At 47.6% G+C, this 17,955-nt stretch carries 14 protein-coding genes and 2 tRNA genes; 4 read left to right on the top strand and 12 right to left on the bottom strand.

Annotated features, from left to right (window positions below):
* Nucleotides 1-137: 137 nt before the first annotated feature.
* On the top strand, nt 138-1,049 hold the full coding sequence (locus BQ5591_RS05235; RefSeq protein ID WP_071148670.1) for a glycosyltransferase family protein: 912 nt from the start codon (nt 138-140) through the stop codon (nt 1,047-1,049).
* A 481-nt stretch (nt 1,050-1,530) separates the two neighbouring features.
* Here the strand turns inward: BQ5591_RS05235 and BQ5591_RS05240 are convergent, their stop codons facing one another.
* The 5 genes from BQ5591_RS05240 to BQ5591_RS05260 form a co-directional block, all read right to left on the bottom strand.
* On the bottom strand, nt 1,531-3,126 hold the full coding sequence (locus tag BQ5591_RS05240) for an IS1182 family transposase (protein ID WP_071148671.1): 1,596 nt from the start codon (nt 3,124-3,126) through the stop codon (nt 1,531-1,533).
* Between the two features lie 105 nt (nt 3,127-3,231).
* A tRNA-Pro gene (locus tag BQ5591_RS05245) sits at nt 3,232-3,304 on the bottom strand.
* 19 nt (nt 3,305-3,323) lie between these two features.
* Nucleotides 3,324-3,396, bottom strand: a tRNA-Phe gene (locus BQ5591_RS05250).
* Between the two features lie 141 nt (nt 3,397-3,537).
* Entirely contained in the window at nt 3,538-4,161 is a 624-nt protein-coding gene (locus BQ5591_RS05255; RefSeq protein WP_159434433.1) for a hypothetical protein, read from the bottom strand.
* Between the two features lie 183 nt (nt 4,162-4,344).
* Nucleotides 4,345-5,346: a malate dehydrogenase gene (locus BQ5591_RS05260; RefSeq protein WP_022162861.1), complete on the bottom strand. Its 1,002-nt coding sequence runs from the start codon at nt 5,344-5,346 to the stop codon at nt 4,345-4,347.
* A gap of 259 nt (nt 5,347-5,605) precedes the next feature.
* Between BQ5591_RS05260 and BQ5591_RS05265 the strand changes: the two genes are divergently transcribed.
* A complete protein-coding gene (locus BQ5591_RS05265) occupies nt 5,606-6,445 on the top strand; it encodes a CvfB family protein (RefSeq protein ID WP_022162860.1) in 840 nt (279 codons plus the stop codon).
* Nucleotides 6,446-6,641: 196 nt separating this feature from the next.
* Nucleotides 6,642-7,421: a hypothetical protein gene (locus BQ5591_RS05270; RefSeq protein ID WP_022162859.1), complete on the top strand. Its 780-nt coding sequence runs from the start codon at nt 6,642-6,644 to the stop codon at nt 7,419-7,421.
* 548 nt (nt 7,422-7,969) lie between these two features.
* Here BQ5591_RS05270 and BQ5591_RS05275 read toward each other — a convergent pair.
* From BQ5591_RS05275 to BQ5591_RS05300, 6 genes are all read right to left on the bottom strand, one after another.
* On the bottom strand, nt 7,970-9,937 hold the full coding sequence (locus BQ5591_RS05275; protein ID WP_071148673.1) for a biosynthetic peptidoglycan transglycosylase: 1,968 nt from the start codon (nt 9,935-9,937) through the stop codon (nt 7,970-7,972).
* 61 nt (nt 9,938-9,998) lie between these two features.
* Nucleotides 9,999-11,327: a TolC family protein gene (locus BQ5591_RS05280; protein WP_071148674.1), complete on the bottom strand. Its 1,329-nt coding sequence runs from the start codon at nt 11,325-11,327 to the stop codon at nt 9,999-10,001.
* A 30-nt stretch (nt 11,328-11,357) separates the two neighbouring features.
* Nucleotides 11,358-12,473 carry an efflux RND transporter periplasmic adaptor subunit gene (locus BQ5591_RS05285; protein WP_022162856.1) on the bottom strand — a complete coding sequence of 372 codons (1,116 nt, stop codon included), beginning with the start codon at nt 12,471-12,473 and terminating at the stop codon, nt 11,358-11,360.
* 148 nt (nt 12,474-12,621) lie between these two features.
* On the bottom strand, nt 12,622-13,863 hold the full coding sequence (locus tag BQ5591_RS05290; RefSeq protein ID WP_071148675.1) for an ABC transporter permease: 1,242 nt from the start codon (nt 13,861-13,863) through the stop codon (nt 12,622-12,624).
* Nucleotides 13,864-14,032: 169 nt separating this feature from the next.
* Nucleotides 14,033-15,292: an ABC transporter permease gene (locus BQ5591_RS05295; protein ID WP_071148676.1), complete on the bottom strand. Its 1,260-nt coding sequence runs from the start codon at nt 15,290-15,292 to the stop codon at nt 14,033-14,035.
* A 28-nt stretch (nt 15,293-15,320) separates the two neighbouring features.
* The gene (locus BQ5591_RS05300) at nt 15,321-16,037 is read right to left on the bottom strand and encodes an ABC transporter ATP-binding protein (protein WP_022162853.1); all 717 of its coding nucleotides are present in this window, start codon (nt 16,035-16,037) and stop codon (nt 15,321-15,323) included.
* 177 nt (nt 16,038-16,214) lie between these two features.
* On the opposite strand from BQ5591_RS05300, the gene BQ5591_RS05305 reads away from it, so the two are divergent.
* Nucleotides 16,215-17,195 (top strand): ROK family protein, encoded by a 981-nt coding sequence (locus BQ5591_RS05305; RefSeq protein ID WP_071148677.1) that lies wholly within the window; start codon nt 16,215-16,217, stop codon nt 17,193-17,195.
* Nucleotides 17,196-17,427: 232 nt separating this feature from the next.
* On the opposite strand, the gene rplS is transcribed toward BQ5591_RS05305, so the two are convergent.
* Nucleotides 17,428-17,781, bottom strand: a complete 354-nt coding sequence (gene rplS, locus BQ5591_RS05310; protein WP_071148678.1) for a 50S ribosomal protein L19 — start codon at nt 17,779-17,781, stop codon at nt 17,428-17,430.
* Nucleotides 17,782-17,955 lie beyond the last annotated feature (174 nt).

Below are 17,955 nucleotides of genomic sequence, written 5' to 3' on the forward strand. Positions count from 1 at the left end.
AAGTAGGTCTGTTTGTGGGGTGTAGGTTATTTTGGTTGTATTCCGGCAATTTTATTGGATTATTCCAGCAAAATTCTTTAACTTTGTCGCATTATCTATGCAAAACGATATACTAACCTATTTTTAATATAACTGATATGAAACCAACTTTATTTTTGCTGGCTGCTGGTATGGGTAGCCGTTACGGAGGCTTGAAACAATTGGACGGACTGGGTCCGAATGGTGAAACCATTATGGATTATTCTATCTACGATGCAATCAAGGCCGGATTTGGCAAGCTTGTTTTTGTTATCCGTAAGGATTTTGAACAAGATTTCCGTGATAAGATTCTGTCTAAATACGAAAATCATATTCCGTGTGAATTGGTATTCCAGTCATTGGACGCACTGCCCGAAGGTTTTACTTGCCCTGAAGGCCGTACGAAACCGTGGGGTACAAACCATGCAGTAATGATGGGCGCCGACGTTATTAAGGAACCTTTTGCTGTAATCAACTGCGACGACTTCTACGGACGTGATTCTTTCCAAGTAATGGGTAAATTCCTTGCTAACTTGCCGGAAGGTTCCAAGAATGTATATTCAATGGTTGGTTTCCGTGTAGGTAACACACTGAGCGAGAGTGGAACTGTATCACGTGGTATTTGTACTACAGACGATAAGCATCTGTTGACTTCTGTAGTAGAACGTACTAAGATCCAACGCATTGACGGTGAAGTGAAGTATATTGATGACAACGGTGAATGGACAGCTACAGCCGACACAACTCCGGTCAGCATGAACTTCTGGGGCTTTACTCCCGATTACTTTGCTTATAGCGCAGAGTTCTTCAAGACTTTCCTGAGCGATCCGAAGAACATAGAAAATCTGAAGAGCGAGTTCTTTATTCCGTTGATGGTAGATAAACTGATCAACGAAGGTACTGCTACTGTAGAGGTATTGGATACTACCAGCAAATGGTTTGGCGTTACCTATCCGGAAGATCGTCAAAGCGTAGTTGACAAGATCAAGGCATTGGTTGATGCCGGTGAATATCCAGCTAAGTTGTTCTGATCAGAAACTTATATAACCATTATAAAGAAAGCGTGGAACTGTTGCAAGTTCTGCGCTTTTTTGTTACTACAGGTCAGGCCAAGTGGGGAAAAAAGTAACGAAACAGTAATTTTCTCCGGTTGAATACTTTTTGATAGAAAAGGACAGCCGCATCAAAGCAGGCGGCTGTACCTACTCGCTAACTAACGGCCTGAGTAATGGATGGCTAAGGCTTAACGGCTGGTTACAGTTCCCAGTTATCCCTTGTTAGTGCAATAACTGGTGCACTAACAGTGCAGTAGTCAGTGCACTCACAGTGCAATAGTTAGTGCACTTGCAGTGCAGCAGGCAGTGCACTGGAACGGCACAGTATGCGCATTATCTTTTCCTGATTTAGTTAGATGCTTTTTCGGGCAGATGTGGTATAAAATAAAAGAGGGTGTGTCGTAATACGCGATTCACCCTCTTTTCTTTATCAGCGATAAGAGCGTAGTTAACTCTTTCAGGCAGCGATATTCTGAAGATAATCTCGATTATTTTGTTCCCAATAGCTTAAATGAGCGGTAATAAGGCCGTAAAGGTGTTTAATTGGCCAATTTATACCCTCTTTATTCATCTTGGTACACATCTTTTTTATATTGAAGGCGATGGCCAGGAAGGAAAAGTCCATAAGAACCTTGTCCTTCCCAAAATGACGGAAGCGCTTGTAGTTCATGTTGAATTTTATCTGTCCAAATACAGCTTCCGGCTCTATACACCTTTGCCCTCTGTATTTCAACCCTTCTTCGGAACAGAGAAGTTCCCGGGCTTTCTGTTTGTATATCCTGAGTCGGTGATTCAGTTCTATCGTCCTGTTTCCTTTAGCTTTAAAACACAGACATCTTAACGGACATCCTTCGCATCTGACAGCCCTATACCTGACATATTCGACTACATATCCGGATTCGGTTTTCGTATGCCTGGTACCTACCCTCTGCATCTTTTGCCCCATTGGACAGACGCAGTAATCCTGTTCTTCATTGTAGAAAAAGTTTTCGGCCTTAAAAGGATCCGGTTTAAATCTTGGCCGCTGCTCCATGTGGAAATAATTGTATTTGACGTATGCTTCCATCCCGTTTTCCGACATAAAGTGGTAATTCTCTTCTGATCCGTAACCGGAATCAGCAACCACCGTATGAGCCAACTGGCCGTATCTGTCGGCAAAGGACTTCAGAAAGGGAATCATCGTCAAGGTGTCAGTCGGATTCGGGAAAAGAGAATAATCGATAATGAATTGATTTTCCGTAGCAATCTGAAGATTATATCCGGGTTTTGTCTGACCGTTACGCATGGCATCCTCTTTCATTCTTATAAAGGTGGCTTCTTTGTCTGTCTTGGAATAAGAGTTACGGTCCTGAAGATTGTCCAAATGGGTGTTGTATTCCTGAAGCTTATCCCTGTGAGCTTCCAGTTCTTTCAGCTGTTTGTGTTTCTTTTTCAGCTCTGATTTCTGCTCTTTCGTGGAAGGCTCTGCAGTCTGTTCAAGGGCATTGCGTAATTCCCCAGCCATTTCTGTCAATATGGAAGGGGTAAACTCAATTCCATCGTTGTTTTCCGAAGCTTTTTCCTGAGCGATGACGTCATCTATTTGGCTTAACAGAACCCTGATTTTCTTCATCAGGCGTTCACGATTATGTTCAACAGTCTTCCGCCATACAAAAGTATATTTGTTGGCCTTGGACTCAATCTTTGTTCCGTCAATATATTCCACATTCAGACTGACGAAACCTTTGGATGAAAGCAGAAGTACGGTTTGGGTAAACACTTCGTTAATCTCCTTCTTCACCCGGTTACGGAAACGGTTGATAGTAATAAAGTCCGGTTTCTCATAACCGGCTAACCAAATGTAATGGATATCACGATGAAGAAGCTTTTCTATTTTCCGGCAGGAGTATATATTGTTCATATAGGCATACAAGATAACCTTTAGCATCATCTTGGGATGGTAAGGACTACGGCCGCATTCTTTGTATAACTTCCTGAAACTTTCAAGATTCAGGCTTTCAACCAAAGCGTCAACCATGCGTACAGGATCGTTTTCTGCAATATCTTCATCGATTCTTTGCGGAAATCTTTAGGTAATAACAAAGCCCCAGCTTGTGAAAGTCGGGGCTTTGTGCTAAAAAAAAGAAGGTGTGCTTTTTGACACACCTTCTTTTTTGTGTCGGAATGAGGCGACTCGAACGCCCGACCCCTACGTCCCGAACGTAGTGCGCTACCAACTGCGCTACATTCCGATACCTTATTAAAAAAAAGTGGTGTCACCAGGAATCGAACCGGGGACACAAGGATTTTCAGTCCTTTGCTCTACCAACTGAGCTATGACACCATTGCTTATCTTTCGATTGCGGGTGCAAAGGTAAGCCTTTTTTTTGATACTGCAAATTTTTAGCGGGAAAATGTGTAAAAAAGATGCCTTCCTTTATTAAAAGTATTGTGTTAAAGGAAATACGGATGTAGAGTTTGTATCTTATTGGGAGGGGGGAGTTCCTTTTACGCGGAATGAAGCAAAAATCTTTTGAATCAGTTTTTCAGCATTGGACTGCCGTTGATAAAAATCCTCAGTGACAAATAGTTTGAGTAAGTGCATCCGTTGTCCGTCGGGGTATATTAAGTAGTATATGCGTTCTTGGATATAAACCCAGCCTTTATCTTCACTATAATTTTGTCCTTTACGGGTGATAAGTATCTGTTTTTGTCCCGGCTTTGCCTTTTGTTCACTCCGTTTTACATCACTTACTCCGGAGATACTGTTGTTCCGTTGAATTTCTTTTTCCATATCGGCCATTGTGACTGCCTTTCCGTCCCGTCGTTCGTAGCTTTGTAGGAAGATGCCGTATCCATCGAAGAACTTTCCTTTTTTAGGTGAGTTCCATTGGAATATGTATAGGTGATAAGGGCCGGCATTGCGCTCGTAGGGAGTGCCGTCTTTTTTCTGAAGACTGCCTGGTTCCCAGTCGCTGGGGAGGGTGATGCTGTAAAGCTTGTTTTCGATAACTTTTTCTCCTTTTCCTGTCTTGTCTTTTGCAAAGGCAGGAACGCTCATTGTCAATAGAAATAGAGGTAAAGCGAGGCAGAGTAATAGTTTTTTCATATTTGTTTGTCGGGTTAATATTGTCAGATACAAATATATGGGTTATGATGAACGAATCGGAGAGCTTGTCGTACTTTTAATGTATATTAAGAATTACTACTTCTATAGTCTTGTCTTATGGGTGGCTATATAAAAAAGGGCCGCTTGTGGGCGGCCCTTCTTATGATAGTTTTCATCAGCTTATCAGTCGATGTTCGGGTTGATGCTGTGCCATTGGTCGATAGTAGGCAGAACACCCATTGCGATTACTTCGTCACGCAGAGCGCACAAGTGTTCGTAGCTCTTGTCCAAAGCAGCTTGTTCTTCGGCAGTTCCGCTCAAAGCAGCGCAGTGGCAGCCTTCAGTGTCGATAGAAGTTTCCCAAGCCATCATGATGTGGTCATACTTATCGTTTGATACGTATGTACCTGCAGGCCAACGGAATGCTTTACCACCCATAGCAGCACCGATCATTTCGATAGAAACGTATGCCGGGCTTTGGAATGAAGAACGTCCGCGGAGGTTGATGATGTTGGCACCACCTTTGGTTACCTTCTGCTGGATTTCAGCCCATTGTTCTTTAGTCAGAGCGTCAGTACCGATGATGTCGGTCAAAGCCTTACCGTTTACTTTAGCTGTAGAAGCGAATACGGCCATCTGTTCGCCGTGGCCACCGTATGTACGGCAGTTTTCAACAGCGTCCATAGAGATGCCGAAGTGTTTAGCCAATTCGCTGCGCAGACGAGTAGAGTCGAGAGCGGCAAGTGTAGTTACCTGACCCGGTTTCAAACCAGAGTACAACAGAGTGATCAGACCGGTGATGTCGGCCGGGTTGAAGATAACAACGATATGTTTTACGTCGGGGCAGTATGTCTTAACATTCTTACCGAATTCTTCAGCGATAGCAGCATTGCCTTTCAGCAGGTCTTCACGAGTCATACCAGCCTTACGGGCAGCACCACCAGAGTTTACGATATATTTAGCACCAGTCAAAGCTTCCTTGATATCGGAAGTGAAAGTGATGTTTACACCTTCGAAACCGCAGTGGAACAGTTCCTCAGCAACACCTTCCAGACCGGGAGCGTACGGGTCGTACAAGCAGATGTTGTTAGTCAAGCCCATCATGATGGCAGTTTGAGCCATGTTCGAACCAATCATACCGGCTGCGCCGACGATGGTCAGTTTCTCGTTAGTTAGAAATTCCATAATCTTTATTATTTAAAAGTGAATATAAAGGTCTCTTTTTATATTTCTCGCCACAAAGATAATAAAATTAGCATAGACTTGTTCATAGAAGAAAGTTATCTTTTAGATTGAAAAGTTATAATTATATTCAGTTTACATTCGCCGGCAGGTTTTAGGTGGGGAGTATGGGGGGGTATTTTGTCTGTTCGGCCTAAAAATGAGCTTCCCGATTTTGTTCTGCCTGCTGTTTCCATTATCTTTGCCCGAAAAGTAGAAGATTATGAGCATCGAATTAGGAAAATTCAACAGACTGAAGGTCGTGAAGCAGGTGGATTTCGGCATGTATCTCGACGATGATATAGAGGGTGAGATTCTTCTGCCCAAACGCTACGTGCCGCAAGATTGCAAGGTAGGCGACGAACTGGACGTCTTTATCTATCTGGACAACGAAGAACGTCTGGTGGCCACTACGCAGCAACCGCTGGTGCAAGTAGGCCAGTTTGCTTGTCTGGAGGTAGCCTGGGTCAATCAGTATGGAGCTTTTCTGAACTGGGGCTTGATGAAGGACCTGTTTGTGCCTTTCAGTGAGCAGAAGATGAAAATGCAGGTGGGCAAGCGTTATGTCGTTCACGTTCATCTGGACGAAGAAAGTTTCCGGATTGTGGCTTCGGCTAAGGTAGACCGTTATTTGTCGAAGGAAAAAGCCGACTATGTGCCGGGACAGGAAGTGGAAGTGCTGATCTGGCAGAAGACCGACTTGGGTTTCAAGGCCATTATCGAGAATCGTTTCGGAGGATTGCTCTACGACAGCGAGATATTTCAGCCGCTGCATACCGGTATGCGCCTGAAGGCATACGTGAAGCAGGTGCGCGACGACGGCAAGATAGACCTGATGCTTCAGAAGCCCGGTGCAGGCAAGGTGGACGACTTTGCAAAGACGCTGCTCGAACATATCCGCAGCAACGGCGGACGCACGCCGCTGAACGACAAGACGCCGGCCGAAGAGATATATGCGATGTTCGGCGTCAGCAAGAAAACGTTCAAGAAGGCAGTGGGCGACTTGTACAAGAAACGCCTGGTGGTGCTGCAGGACGACGGCATTGTGCTGGCAAAAGAATAGGGATTTCCCTACCAGGGAATAGAGTATGTGACGAGGGAGGGGAATTTTCTCTCCCTATTTTTGTGCCATGAGCAAGGCACCGGAGCGGAAATGGCCGGCGTTTGACAGGCTTCGCACTAGAGAGTAGAGAGAACGGAGCCGGAATCCTTGCCGATAGTAACATGAAGAAATCAATACTTTAAAAAAGGAGGGAACCATGAAACGATTTATCATCCTGTTTTGTACCGTTCTGGCAAGTACTGTTTTGTGTAGTGCTGCGATGAGCAGCAGCCGTGTGCGTCTTGAAGCCCGTTTCCTGACGGACAAAATGGCTTACGAACTGAAGCTGAGCAAAGCGCAGTATAACGATGTGTACGAAATCAACTACGACTTTATCGCGAACATCGGTTCGTTGATGGACAATGTGCTTCGTGGCGAAGAGTGGGCATTGAACCGCTATTACGATTGTCTGGACATCCGCAACGACGACTTGCACTGGGTGCTCAACCGTAGCCAGTACGGCCACTTCATTCAGGCAGCCCATTTCTTCCGTCCTGTTTATGTATCGGGCGGACGTTGGAATTTCCGCATTTATCTGACTTACACCAACCATAAGCATTTCTATTATCCGTGTCCTCCACACTATAAGACGTATTGCGGTGCACATGCTCGCCCTCGTCACAACCATGTGAGTTATTATAAAGGACGTTACCATCATGCGTTTTACGCGGGCAATTTTCGCATCCGCGATGGTAAGCACTATCATTCCAGCCGCCGTTCGGACTTTGGAAGCATCCGCTTGCGTCCCGGTTCGTCAAAAGCTCCCGACTGGAAAGCACCGAGTCGTCCGAAACCCAAACCCGAAAAGGCTCCGGTGAAAGTCATTCGCCCTAAAAAAGACAAGGATAAGGCCCCGGCTCACCGCCCTTCAAGAGAGCCTTCGAGAAAGGAACAGAACGACCGTGCTTCGTCCAACTCCATACGAAAAAGGGCGTGAAATGTACGATTTTTGCTGACGATGTTACGTAGAGTGAAGTTTTTGTTACCAGAATGCAAGTGATGAAGAATGCTTTCAGAAAATGTATGAAGCGTTACAAAAGCGTGACAATGACTCTGTAACTTGCTGATTATGACGATTGTCAGTTTTTGTCAGTTACTTTTTCTTGTGTGTAATTCTCATTTTATTTAATTTTAGACACTGATACAGAGGGGCTTCGAGCAACGCTTGTGTTGCTCGTGAGCCACACTTGTGTCGTTCGTGAGCCGTGCAAGTGTTTCTCGCGAGCCGTGCAAGTGTGGCTCACAACGGCTGTAGGTAGTTTCCGGTGCTGAAGTAGATGTTTGTGTTCGCCATGTGCCACTTGGCGGTTGTAAAGTCCCTCTTTGTAACAGCTGTTAGGGGAAAAGAAAGGTGAAAGGGTGAAGGCTGTAGCCGGAAACAACACTGTCTGAAGACAGATGTTTTTCTCTCCTTTCACGCTTTCACCGGCTTCTAACTGTTGATTATCAGTGGAATGTGGTGAAAGGTGAAGTCTCACACTGGCTTCACAATTCTTTTGATTCACTTTCCATTTCTTCTTCCCCTTCCTCAGCCTGTGCATGGAAACTTGCAAGAGCTGCACCGCGCAGTGTGACATTGGCTATGTCCACTTTTGCGGCCTGTTCCTCACTGATGAGTCCTTTCTTAGCCAGCCGTTCGGCGATGAGGCGGAAGTAGCCTTCCTGGCTGTCGCGCAGACGCCCGTCGGGAGTGAAAGAACTCTTGTAATGCTTGGGCTTGGGGATGATGGATGCCAGGAAGATACACTCTTCCAGCGAGAGCTGTGAAGGCCGTTTGTCGAAGTAGAAGTCGGCTGCTTCGTGAATACCATAAATCAGAGGACCCCATTCGGCAATGTTCAGATATACCTCGTACATGCGCTCTTTGGACGTGAGGTGTTGCCCTTCGATCAGCCAGACTATGAGTGCTTCTTCCAGCTTGCGGGCTATGTTCTTGTTGCGGGTCAGGAAGACGTTCTTGACCAGTTGCATCGAGATGGTGCTGCCTCCCCGTGCAAACTTGCGTACTTTGAGGTCGTGTATCAGGGCTTCGCGCAGTGCGTCGGGCAGGAATCCGTGATGATAGAAGAAGGCACCGTCTTCGCTTTGCATGACGGACATCTGCAACAGGTCCGGCACTTCGGCAAGGGGAGTGAAGTGCTCCCACGACGGCCCTACAGGGAAGGTGCGGACAGGACGGCCGTCTTCGTAGGCCGTGTATTCAAATTCGTCGCTCATCTTGTTCAGCGGAGTGTGTCCGAATTGGCGGATGCGGAAATTTCTGCTTTTCAGTTCCGATTCAAGGCGGAGGCTGTCCAGTTGGACAAAGTCTACATCGAGCAGAAAATGATAAGCCAGTTCGCCTTCGGTGCGGATGCCTTCCAGGTTCTCGAACAATCCCTTGGGAAGCGAGCTGAACAGTTCTTCGGCCGGAAACCAGGGCTTGTCGACGGATGCAGTGAAGTGCCATGTTGGCTCCGCTCCCGATTGTTGCGGGTGTTCTATCCGCATGTAGGGGTGAAAGATGAGTGCATTGAAGCGTACCAGACTGGCACTGTCCAGCTCGACGGATTGCGGTGCCACATCGACGTGGAAGCGAAGTTGGCCGTGGTCAAGGTTGATCTTATCGGTGGACAGACGCTTGTGATAGACGTGCAAGCCGCGCACTTCGGCTTCTCCTACAAGGCAAGCAAGGCTGTTGTCGCTTTTCTCTTGCGACAGACGGCACGTAAGGCTGTCAAACTGTACCTCGGCTCCAAAACGTCGGCGGATGTAGGGGACGGTGAGTTGGGGAGCAGTGAGCGTGGCATGCAGGCGGCGGTCCGACGGATTCAGTTCGCCACTGATGTTCCACTGTTGCCTGAGACTGTCTTCCTGAATGAGCATTTGAGACTGGAAGCGTCGGTCGGAAATGTGCAATTGAGGGATGTGGAAAGCAACAAAGTTGCTGTCGTTTCGTTCGTAGATATGAAGGTTGTTCAGTTCGCCGTTGCCCGGAAGCAGACCGAAAAGCAGGTCGAGCAGGGTATTGACGCGGCGGGCGTAGTTTCTCTCTGCTTTAGGTACTTCGGGTTGGGAGTCTTTCGAGGAGGGAAGGAACAGAAAATCGTAGTTGGCTTTGCCATCTTGCTTGATGAAGCGGAGTGAGAGTTCGTCCATACCGACGTGACGGACATTGATATTGCCTCCAAGTAGTGCCCACAGTCCGATGCGTACATCGAGTGACTGCAGGGACAACAGTGTATCGCGTCCTGCGGGAACAACGGTCAGCCCCTCGACAGCGATGGTCCGGAGCCCTTTCATGTGCAGCTTTTCATAGCCGATGTCGAGTCCGTAGCGTTGCTCTAAACGGGCCATGTGTTTGCCGGCTACGTGTCGTAACAAGCTTCCGCGGCTCAGGAAGGCCACTGTGGCAACCAACAGAAATAGCAGCAGTATGGAGGCTGCTGCTACTTTTACATGTTTTTTGTTCATATCTTTATGCTTATAGTCTCGTCTAAATCCTTTTCGGGCACAAAGATACGACTATTTTACGTCATTCTATCGGTATGCCTTGATAGAAGTCCAGAATCTTGGTGCGGAACAGATAGTCGTACTTGGCTTGCAGTTCGTCGCTTTGGGCTTTCATCAGGTTTTGTTTGGCTTCGTTATACTCGACGGCTGTTGCCTTACCGTTGATGTACTTCTCGTTCATCAGCTGGAAGGAAGCCTGGCTGGCTTCAGTGGCGGCACAACTGCTGGTGTATTTGCTTTCGGAAGCGGTAGCGTTGTACCAAGCCTGTTGAATCTCCTTGTAGAGGGTCTTCTTGGCATTGTCCAGTTGCAGGGCATAGCTTTCGCGTTGCAGGCGGGCCGTGCGTACCCGGTTGCGGGTGCTCAGCCGGTTGAATATGGGTACGCTCAGGCTGAGGCCGATGTACTTGCTGAAGTTGTCACCCATCTGCTGGTTAAACGTACGGTTGATGGTCGAGTAGTAACTAGTGCCCAGGCTTCCGTTCAGGTTGATTTGCGGATAGAAACCGCTCTGTGCGATGCGGATGCTGTGACGGCTGCCTTCCAGACGATACTGGGCTGCCTGTATGGCGGGCTTGTTGACTACGGCATTCTGGTAGATTTCGTCAGGAGGCGTCAGCGGAGTTATTTCCAGCTGGACGGAAGGTTCTTCCAGTGCGAAGCCTTCGGGCGTTTCCAGTTCGATGAGCTGGCTGAGGTCGAGCAGGGCCAGCTGATAGTCGTTGTTGGTCTGTACGGCAGTCATTTCGTCTTGTGCCACACGTGCTTTGGCTTCGGCCACTTCGGCCGGCGAGGCTTTTCCCACTTCGGCCAGGCGGCTGATGCGTTGCAGCTGTTCTTTGCTCAGGGCTACCTGTCCTAAGGCTACCTGATGCAGTTCTTTGTTGAATAATACTTGCAGATAGTACGATGCCACGTTGATGGAGATGTCTTCTTTGGCTTTCTCCAGGTCAGCAGTGGCGGCTTTCAGATTCAGTTTGGCCAGTGCGTACTGGTGCGGAATCTGCAATCCGGTGAACAGGGGAACGCTGGCACTGAGTGACATGTTGGTACCGTTGCTGCTGGTGTTGACGTATACGGTAGAGTAGTCGCCGGTGCTTTCGTCGGGCACGGCGGTTTGCGTACGTCCCCAGTTCCAGCTTTGGTTGGCGCTACCGTTCACGCTGGGCAGTCGTGCCCATTTGGCTGTATTTACTTCTACTTCGCTTTGGCGGGCGGCGTTTTCGCTTTGCCTGATGTTGATGTTGTGCTCGATGGCGTATTCAATGCAGCGGCGCAACGACCAAGTGTCTTGTGCCTGCAAGCCGGTGGCAGCACAGGCTATGCAGGCTATGGTGAGTAATCGTTTCATAAGAATTGTCTCGGATGGTTAGGTTAGTGGTTAATTTTCTTCTTCATCGTTTTTGTTGGCATTGCGTATCAGGTCGTTGGTAGTGATGCCTTTCTTGACGGCTATCTTTATGCCGTCGCTCATACCTACTTCGATGGGCTGACGACGGAACTGCTGCTGTGGTACGCTGTCGGTCAGTACATAGACAAAGGTACTGTCGTCCTTGAATTCGACGCAGCCTTCGGGAATAGCGAGTACCTGGCTGGCACGTTCGAGTACGATTTCACCGTTGGCCGAATAGCCTGAGCGGATAACCACTGTGTCGGGCACAGTAACGGCTGCCTTGATTTCGAACTGATTGGCACCGTTGGCTTCGGTCGACTTGGGGGCGATGTACTCCAGCTTGGCTTGGAAAGTGAGGTCCTGCAAGGCACCGATAGTGATTTTCACCGGCATGCCTTCGCTGACACGGCCCACTTCGGTTTCGTCGATATTGCCACGGAAGATGAGGTCGTTCATGTCGGCCACGGTGGCGATGGTGGTTCCGTCGTTGAAGGTATTACTCATGATGACGGAGTTACCTACCTTGACGGGTACGTCCAGGATAAGTCCTTCGATAGTAGAGCGTATCAGGGTGCTGGAGAAGGAGGCACTGTTTTGGGTGATTCCCTCTTTTACAATCTGCAGGTTGTCCTTGGCGGCTTGCAGTTCTTCGCGTGCCTGGCGGACGGTGACTTCGCCTTTCTCATATTCTTCGGCACTGATCAGTTTGTCCTTGTAAAGTTTCTCTAAGCGGGCAAAGTCGGTTTCGGCCTGTCGTCCGTTGATTTCGGCCAAGCGGACGCGGCTTTCGGCAGCATTCAGTGTGCCCAGTTCGGGGATGACTTTTACCTTGGCTATCACTTCGCCCTTCTTTATCTTCTGTCCGGCTTCTTTGTAGACTTCTTCGATGATACCCGAAATCTGGGGCTTGATGAGGACCTCGTCCCGTGGTTCTATCTTACCGGTGACGACGGTAGTCTTTTCCAGGTCGGCCACAGCAGGACGGACTGTTTCGTATACGGTGACTTCTGGTTTCGACTTCTGGTAAAGGAATACGAAGGTCCAGATGAAGATGCCGGCAACGATAACCAGCAATGCGCTTTTCAGAATCTTTTTTGCTTTCATATTTGATGTTTGTTGTTAGTTTATATTCTTATGTTGGGTGATTGGTTTTCGAGCGATCGTTCGAAGGAGTCTCGAATAGTCGTTCGAAAGTCGTTGGAATGCTCGTTCGAACGGCATTGAAATGCGGATTTCAAAGCCGTTCGAGTTACTATTCGTCGCGTATTGCCTCTATCGGTTTGATGGCCATGGCACGGTAGGCTGGTGCCAGCCCTGCCAGTACGCCAAGAGCGATGAGCAGGATACAGGTGCCGACGGCCATGCCGAAGCTGACCTGGTAGTGCGTCTCGATGACTCCTTGCGGATTGGCAGCTGCCTCAAGAACCTGCAGCACCAGTACGGCTAGCGAGATGCCAGCCATGCCCGCTACAGTAGTCAGCACCATGCTTTCGGAGAGAATCTGTTGCAGGATGTCGCGCGGACGGGCACCGATGGCACGGCGGATGCCTATTTCGGTGGTACGTTCGCGTACGGTCACCATCATGATGTTCGACACGCCGATAGCGCCGGCGAAAAGGGTACCCAGGCCCACCATCCAGATCAGGATATGCACACCCGTCATCAGGGCATCCATCATGGAGAACATGGCTTCGACGTTGAGCATCATCACAGCCTGTTTGTCGTCGGGCGAGATGTAGTGGGCTGCTTTGACGGTCTGTTTCACCTGCTCTTCCACGTCGGCCACCTTTACACCTGGTTTCATGGTGAAACAGATCAGTTCTACGGTATTGCCTAGGTTGTACATCTTTCGCATCGTAGTGTAAGGCAGGGTGACGGCTTCGGAAGCCTGTCCCTGGATGTTGACATTGCCCTCGGACGAGCACATGCCTATTACCCGATAGTAGATACTGTCTACCTGTATGTATTTTCCGCAGGGGTCATCTCCTTTGGGGAAGAGACTTTCGTAGACACGTTTGCCAATCACACATACTTTGCGCGCTTCACGGATGTCCACGTCGTTGATGAACCGTCCATAAGCAATCTCCTGATGCTCTATCTGTTCGTAGTCCGGATAGAGACCTTTGACGCTGCAATCGTATTTGTTACCTTCGTAGATGGCAGTCTTGCCCCATTGGGCCACTGAAGGAGTAGCAATCTCTATCTTGCTCAACTTACCAATTCGTTCGACATCGGCCATTTCCAGATCCCAGCTTCGTCCTTTGCGGAAGCCTTTGTATGCTTCGCCTGTCGGTTGGGCGAAAATAAAACCAGAATTGGTGGCAAATCCTTCGAATTGTTTTCGCAATTCCTGTTCCATGCCTTGCCCACCTCCTATGAGAGCCACAAGCATGAAGATACCCCAAAATACGCCGAAAGCTGTCAGCAGGCTTCGCGTCTTGTTACGGGTGATGGTGACGAGGATTTCCTCGCAAGTGTCTTTGTCTATTTTCATAATGAATAAGAAACCTCACCCCCGGCCCCTCTCCCAAGGAGAGGGGAGTAGGAGGCGATACTTTATGATGAATGTATTATACCATATTATATATTAATCTCTATTTTTAAATTCTATGTCTTTTTCTCCCCTCTCCTTGGGAGAGGGGCTTGAGGGGTGAGGCTTTCCTTTAATCCGCCCTCAACGCCTCAATCGGTTTAATCTTCGTAGCCTTTCGGGCGGGGAAGAATCCGGCCAGCGTACCGGCAATGACCAGCGTCAGTGTGGCTTGTATGGCGATGCGCAGATCCACCGTAGGGTCGCTGAACATTTTGGCCTGGAACATGCTGGCATCCATTGTCTGGTTTCCGAATGTGTTGTCCATCCACTCCGTCACTCCGATTCCTGCCACCATGCCGATGTAGCCGAACAAGGTAGTGATGGTAATACTTTCGATGATGATGAGCCACAGGATAGAGGCCGGTTTGGCGCCCAGTGCCTTACGGATGCCAAACTCGTGGGTTCGTTCGCGTACGGTGATGAGCATGATGTTCGACACACCTACAATACCACTCAACAGAGTGAAGATACCAATCACCCAAATGGCTGTGCGTAGGATGCCCATGGCATTCATGGTACGCAGGTAGTCGGTGAAGCGGTTCCATATCCAGATAGCGCTGGTGTCGTCGGGCGAGAAGCGGTGGTTCGCACCGATTACACGGCGATATTCTTGTTCGAAGGCTTCGTTGCTTTCGATGGAAGTCAGGCCATCGGTAGTCAGTAGGATGTTGTTCAATTTATTCCCTTTGTTGTAGATGGTTTGTAAGGTGCTGAAGGGGATGTAGGCTTCGCTGGGCTCACTATTGCCCTGATCGTTGTAAAGCCCTACAACCTGATAGACCACACCGCTGGCATTGACAAACTGACCAATAGGATTGGTATGTGTCTTACCAAAAAGAATATCAGCAGATTTCTTATGGAGGACAATGACCTTACGTCGTTCTTTCAAGTCGGTGACGTTGATAAAGCGTCCTTCTGCAGTTTTGATAGCTTCAATTTCGGTGTAGTTGGGGTGTACTCCCAGCAATGATAAATTGACATATTCTTTGCCGAAACTGATGTTGAGGCTGCTCTGGCGTACAGTGGCACCCACGCTGGTCACGTTTTCGGGGAATTGTGTCTCGGTGTCTGCTAGGTCTCGGTTGTCTAACTCAATGCGTCGTCCTTCTTTCAGTCCGTCATACGACAGAGTGGTCCAACCAGGAAAGATGCGGATAGAGTTGAGCGCCCGCTCGGACGAATTCTGTTCGAAGGCATGGATGAGGCCGTTGCCTGCTCCCAGGAGGACGATGAGCATAAAGATGCCCCATGCCACGGCGAATCCTGTCAGGAAAGTGCGGAGTTTGTTGCGCTTCAGGGTGCCGTATATTTCTTGCCAAAGGTCAATCATATTTGTCTTTTTTAGAAGATAGAAGATGTCATTTCATAAATCCATTTTTCCCGAACGGAGAAGCATCGTGATTTAAATTCTCTTCGATGGTGCCTATGATGCCGTCCTTAATGTGGATAATCTTGTCTGTCTGGTTGGCAACGCCGCTTTCGTGGGTCACGACAACGATCGTCATGCCTGTCTGATGAAGATCTTTCAGAATCTGCATCACTTCGACTGAAGTCTTGCTGTCGAGAGCACCGGTCGGCTCATCGGCCAGAATGATTTGCGGGCGGGTGATAAGAGCGCGGGCAATGGCTACACGCTGTTTCTGACCACCTGACATTTCGTTGGGCATGTGGTTGGCCCAGTCTTTCAGTCCCAGACGGTCAAGGTATTCCAATGCCAGGGCGTTGCGTTTCTTCCGGCTCACTCCCTGATAGAAGAGGGGAAGGGCTACGTTCTCGACTGCATTCTTGAAAGAAATAAGGTTGAATGACTGGAAAATGAAACCAATCATACGGTTACGATACTCGGCGGCACGCGTCTCACTCAGATTCTTGATAAGGGTACCATTCAGATAATATTCACCTGTATCGTAGTTGTCCAATATACCTAATATATTAAGTAAGGTGGATTTTCCAGATCCTGAAGCACCCATAATGGATACAAATTCTCCTTTCTCGATGTGCAGGTTTATGCCTTTGAGTACATGCAGTGGCGCGCCATTGTTGTAGGTCTTATTGATGTCTTTTAGTAGTATCACGACTCTCTTGATTTAATGTTTGCTCTTATTAATTTTTACTATTAGACGCACAAGTGTTGCGAAAAGTTGCAAATCGGCTGAATTTTTTTAAAAAAAGATTTTGTAGTGTCGTTTTTCTTTGTGACTTTTGTAAACATAAACATTTTAACAACTAACCCTTTAAAAACAATTAATATCATGAATTCAACCATGGAGAAGCCCTACGTAGTAGGTATTGATATAGGTGGGACAAATACAGTTTTCGGTATTGTTGACGCGCGTGGAACGATTGTGGCTACAAGTTCTATTAAAACAGGAGCGTATGCTGATGTCAACGATTATGTGGACGAAGTATGCAAACACCTGTTGCCGTTGATTATAGCCAACGGTGGTGTGGAAAGAATAAAGGGTATCGGTATTGGTGCTCCTAACGGCAATTATTATAGCGGTACAATTGAATTTGCTCCAAATTTGCCTTGGAAAGGTGTAATTCCATTGGCTAATATGTTCGAAGAACGTTTGGGGATTCCTACGGCACTGACCAATGATGCCAATGCTGCTGCTATCGGTGAAATGACATATGGTGCTGCGCGCGGAATGAAAGATTTCATCATGATAACATTGGGTACAGGCGTTGGTAGTGGAATTGTGGTCAATGGTCAGATGGTATATGGCCACGATGGTTTTGCCGGTGAGTTGGGACATACCATTATTCGCCGTGAGAATGGCCGTGTTTGTGGATGCGGACGTCGTGGCTGTCTGGAAACATACTGTTCGGCTACGGGTGTGGCACGTACGGCACGCGAGTTCCTTACTGCACGTACCGAACCTAGTTTGCTTCGTTCTATCCCAGCTGAGAATATCACTTCGAAGGACGTGTACGATGCAGCTGTAAAGGGTGATAAACTGGCTCAGGATATTTTCGAGTTTACAGGAACACTCTTAGGCGAGGCATTGGCCGACTTTATTGCTTTCTCCAGTCCGGAAGCGATTGTACTGTTTGGCGGATTGGCTAAATCTGGTGACTATATCATCAAGCCTGTTCAGAAAGCTATTGATGAAAATGTACTTAATATCTATAAAGGAAAAACGAAATTGCTTATTTCGGAACTCAAAGATGCAGATGCAGCTGTGCTGGGTGCCAGTGCATTGGGTTGGGAACTGAAAGATGTAAAATAAGCAGATTCGATTTATAAGAAACTATTAGAACGAAGAGAAGGGTGTGTTTATTGGAAAATAACATGCTCTTTTCTTTTTTTATTGAATTGCGCAGATTTTTGTGGACAATCAGGCTTAAAGCGTCTAGGTTTTACTTGTGTAGCTTAAGTTATGATATGTGGCTGATAAGTGTGGAAACAAAAAAGAGTGTATCGTTGCGGATACACTCTTGTTCGATAGCGGTTCAAAATGATTAGCCGTTAGCTCTTTTTTCTTTGATTCTTGCTTTCTTACCAGTGAGGGCACGCAAGTAATACAATTTGGCACGACGTACTTTACCCACTTTGTTTACTTCGATGCTGTCGATAGCCGGTGATTCAATCGGGAAGATACGCTCTACACCTACGGTACCTGACATTTTGCGTACAGTGAAACGCATCTTTTCGCCATGACCGGAAATCTTGATAACAACACCACGGTACAGCTGTACACGTTCCTTGTTACCTTCGATGATACGATATGCTACTGTTACTGTGTCACCTGCCTTGAAGCTCGGGTGTTGCTTGCCGGTAGCAAATGCTTCTTCTGCAATTTTAATTAAATCCATTGTTTTTATTATTAAATTGTTTGATCGTTACAACGCAACATACCAGGCTTCTCTCGGTGTGTCCTGACAGCGATTGCGCGAAAGCGGTGCAAAGGAACGAATTATTTGTCAGATACACAAATGTTTTCGGCTTATTTTTGTTTGAAGTGTCTTTTCTCTAAGTTTGGAGAGGAC

It is taken from the genome of Bacteroides ndongoniae (genome assembly GCF_900108345.1).
GTDB lineage: Bacteria > Bacteroidota > Bacteroidia > Bacteroidales > Bacteroidaceae > Bacteroides > Bacteroides ndongoniae.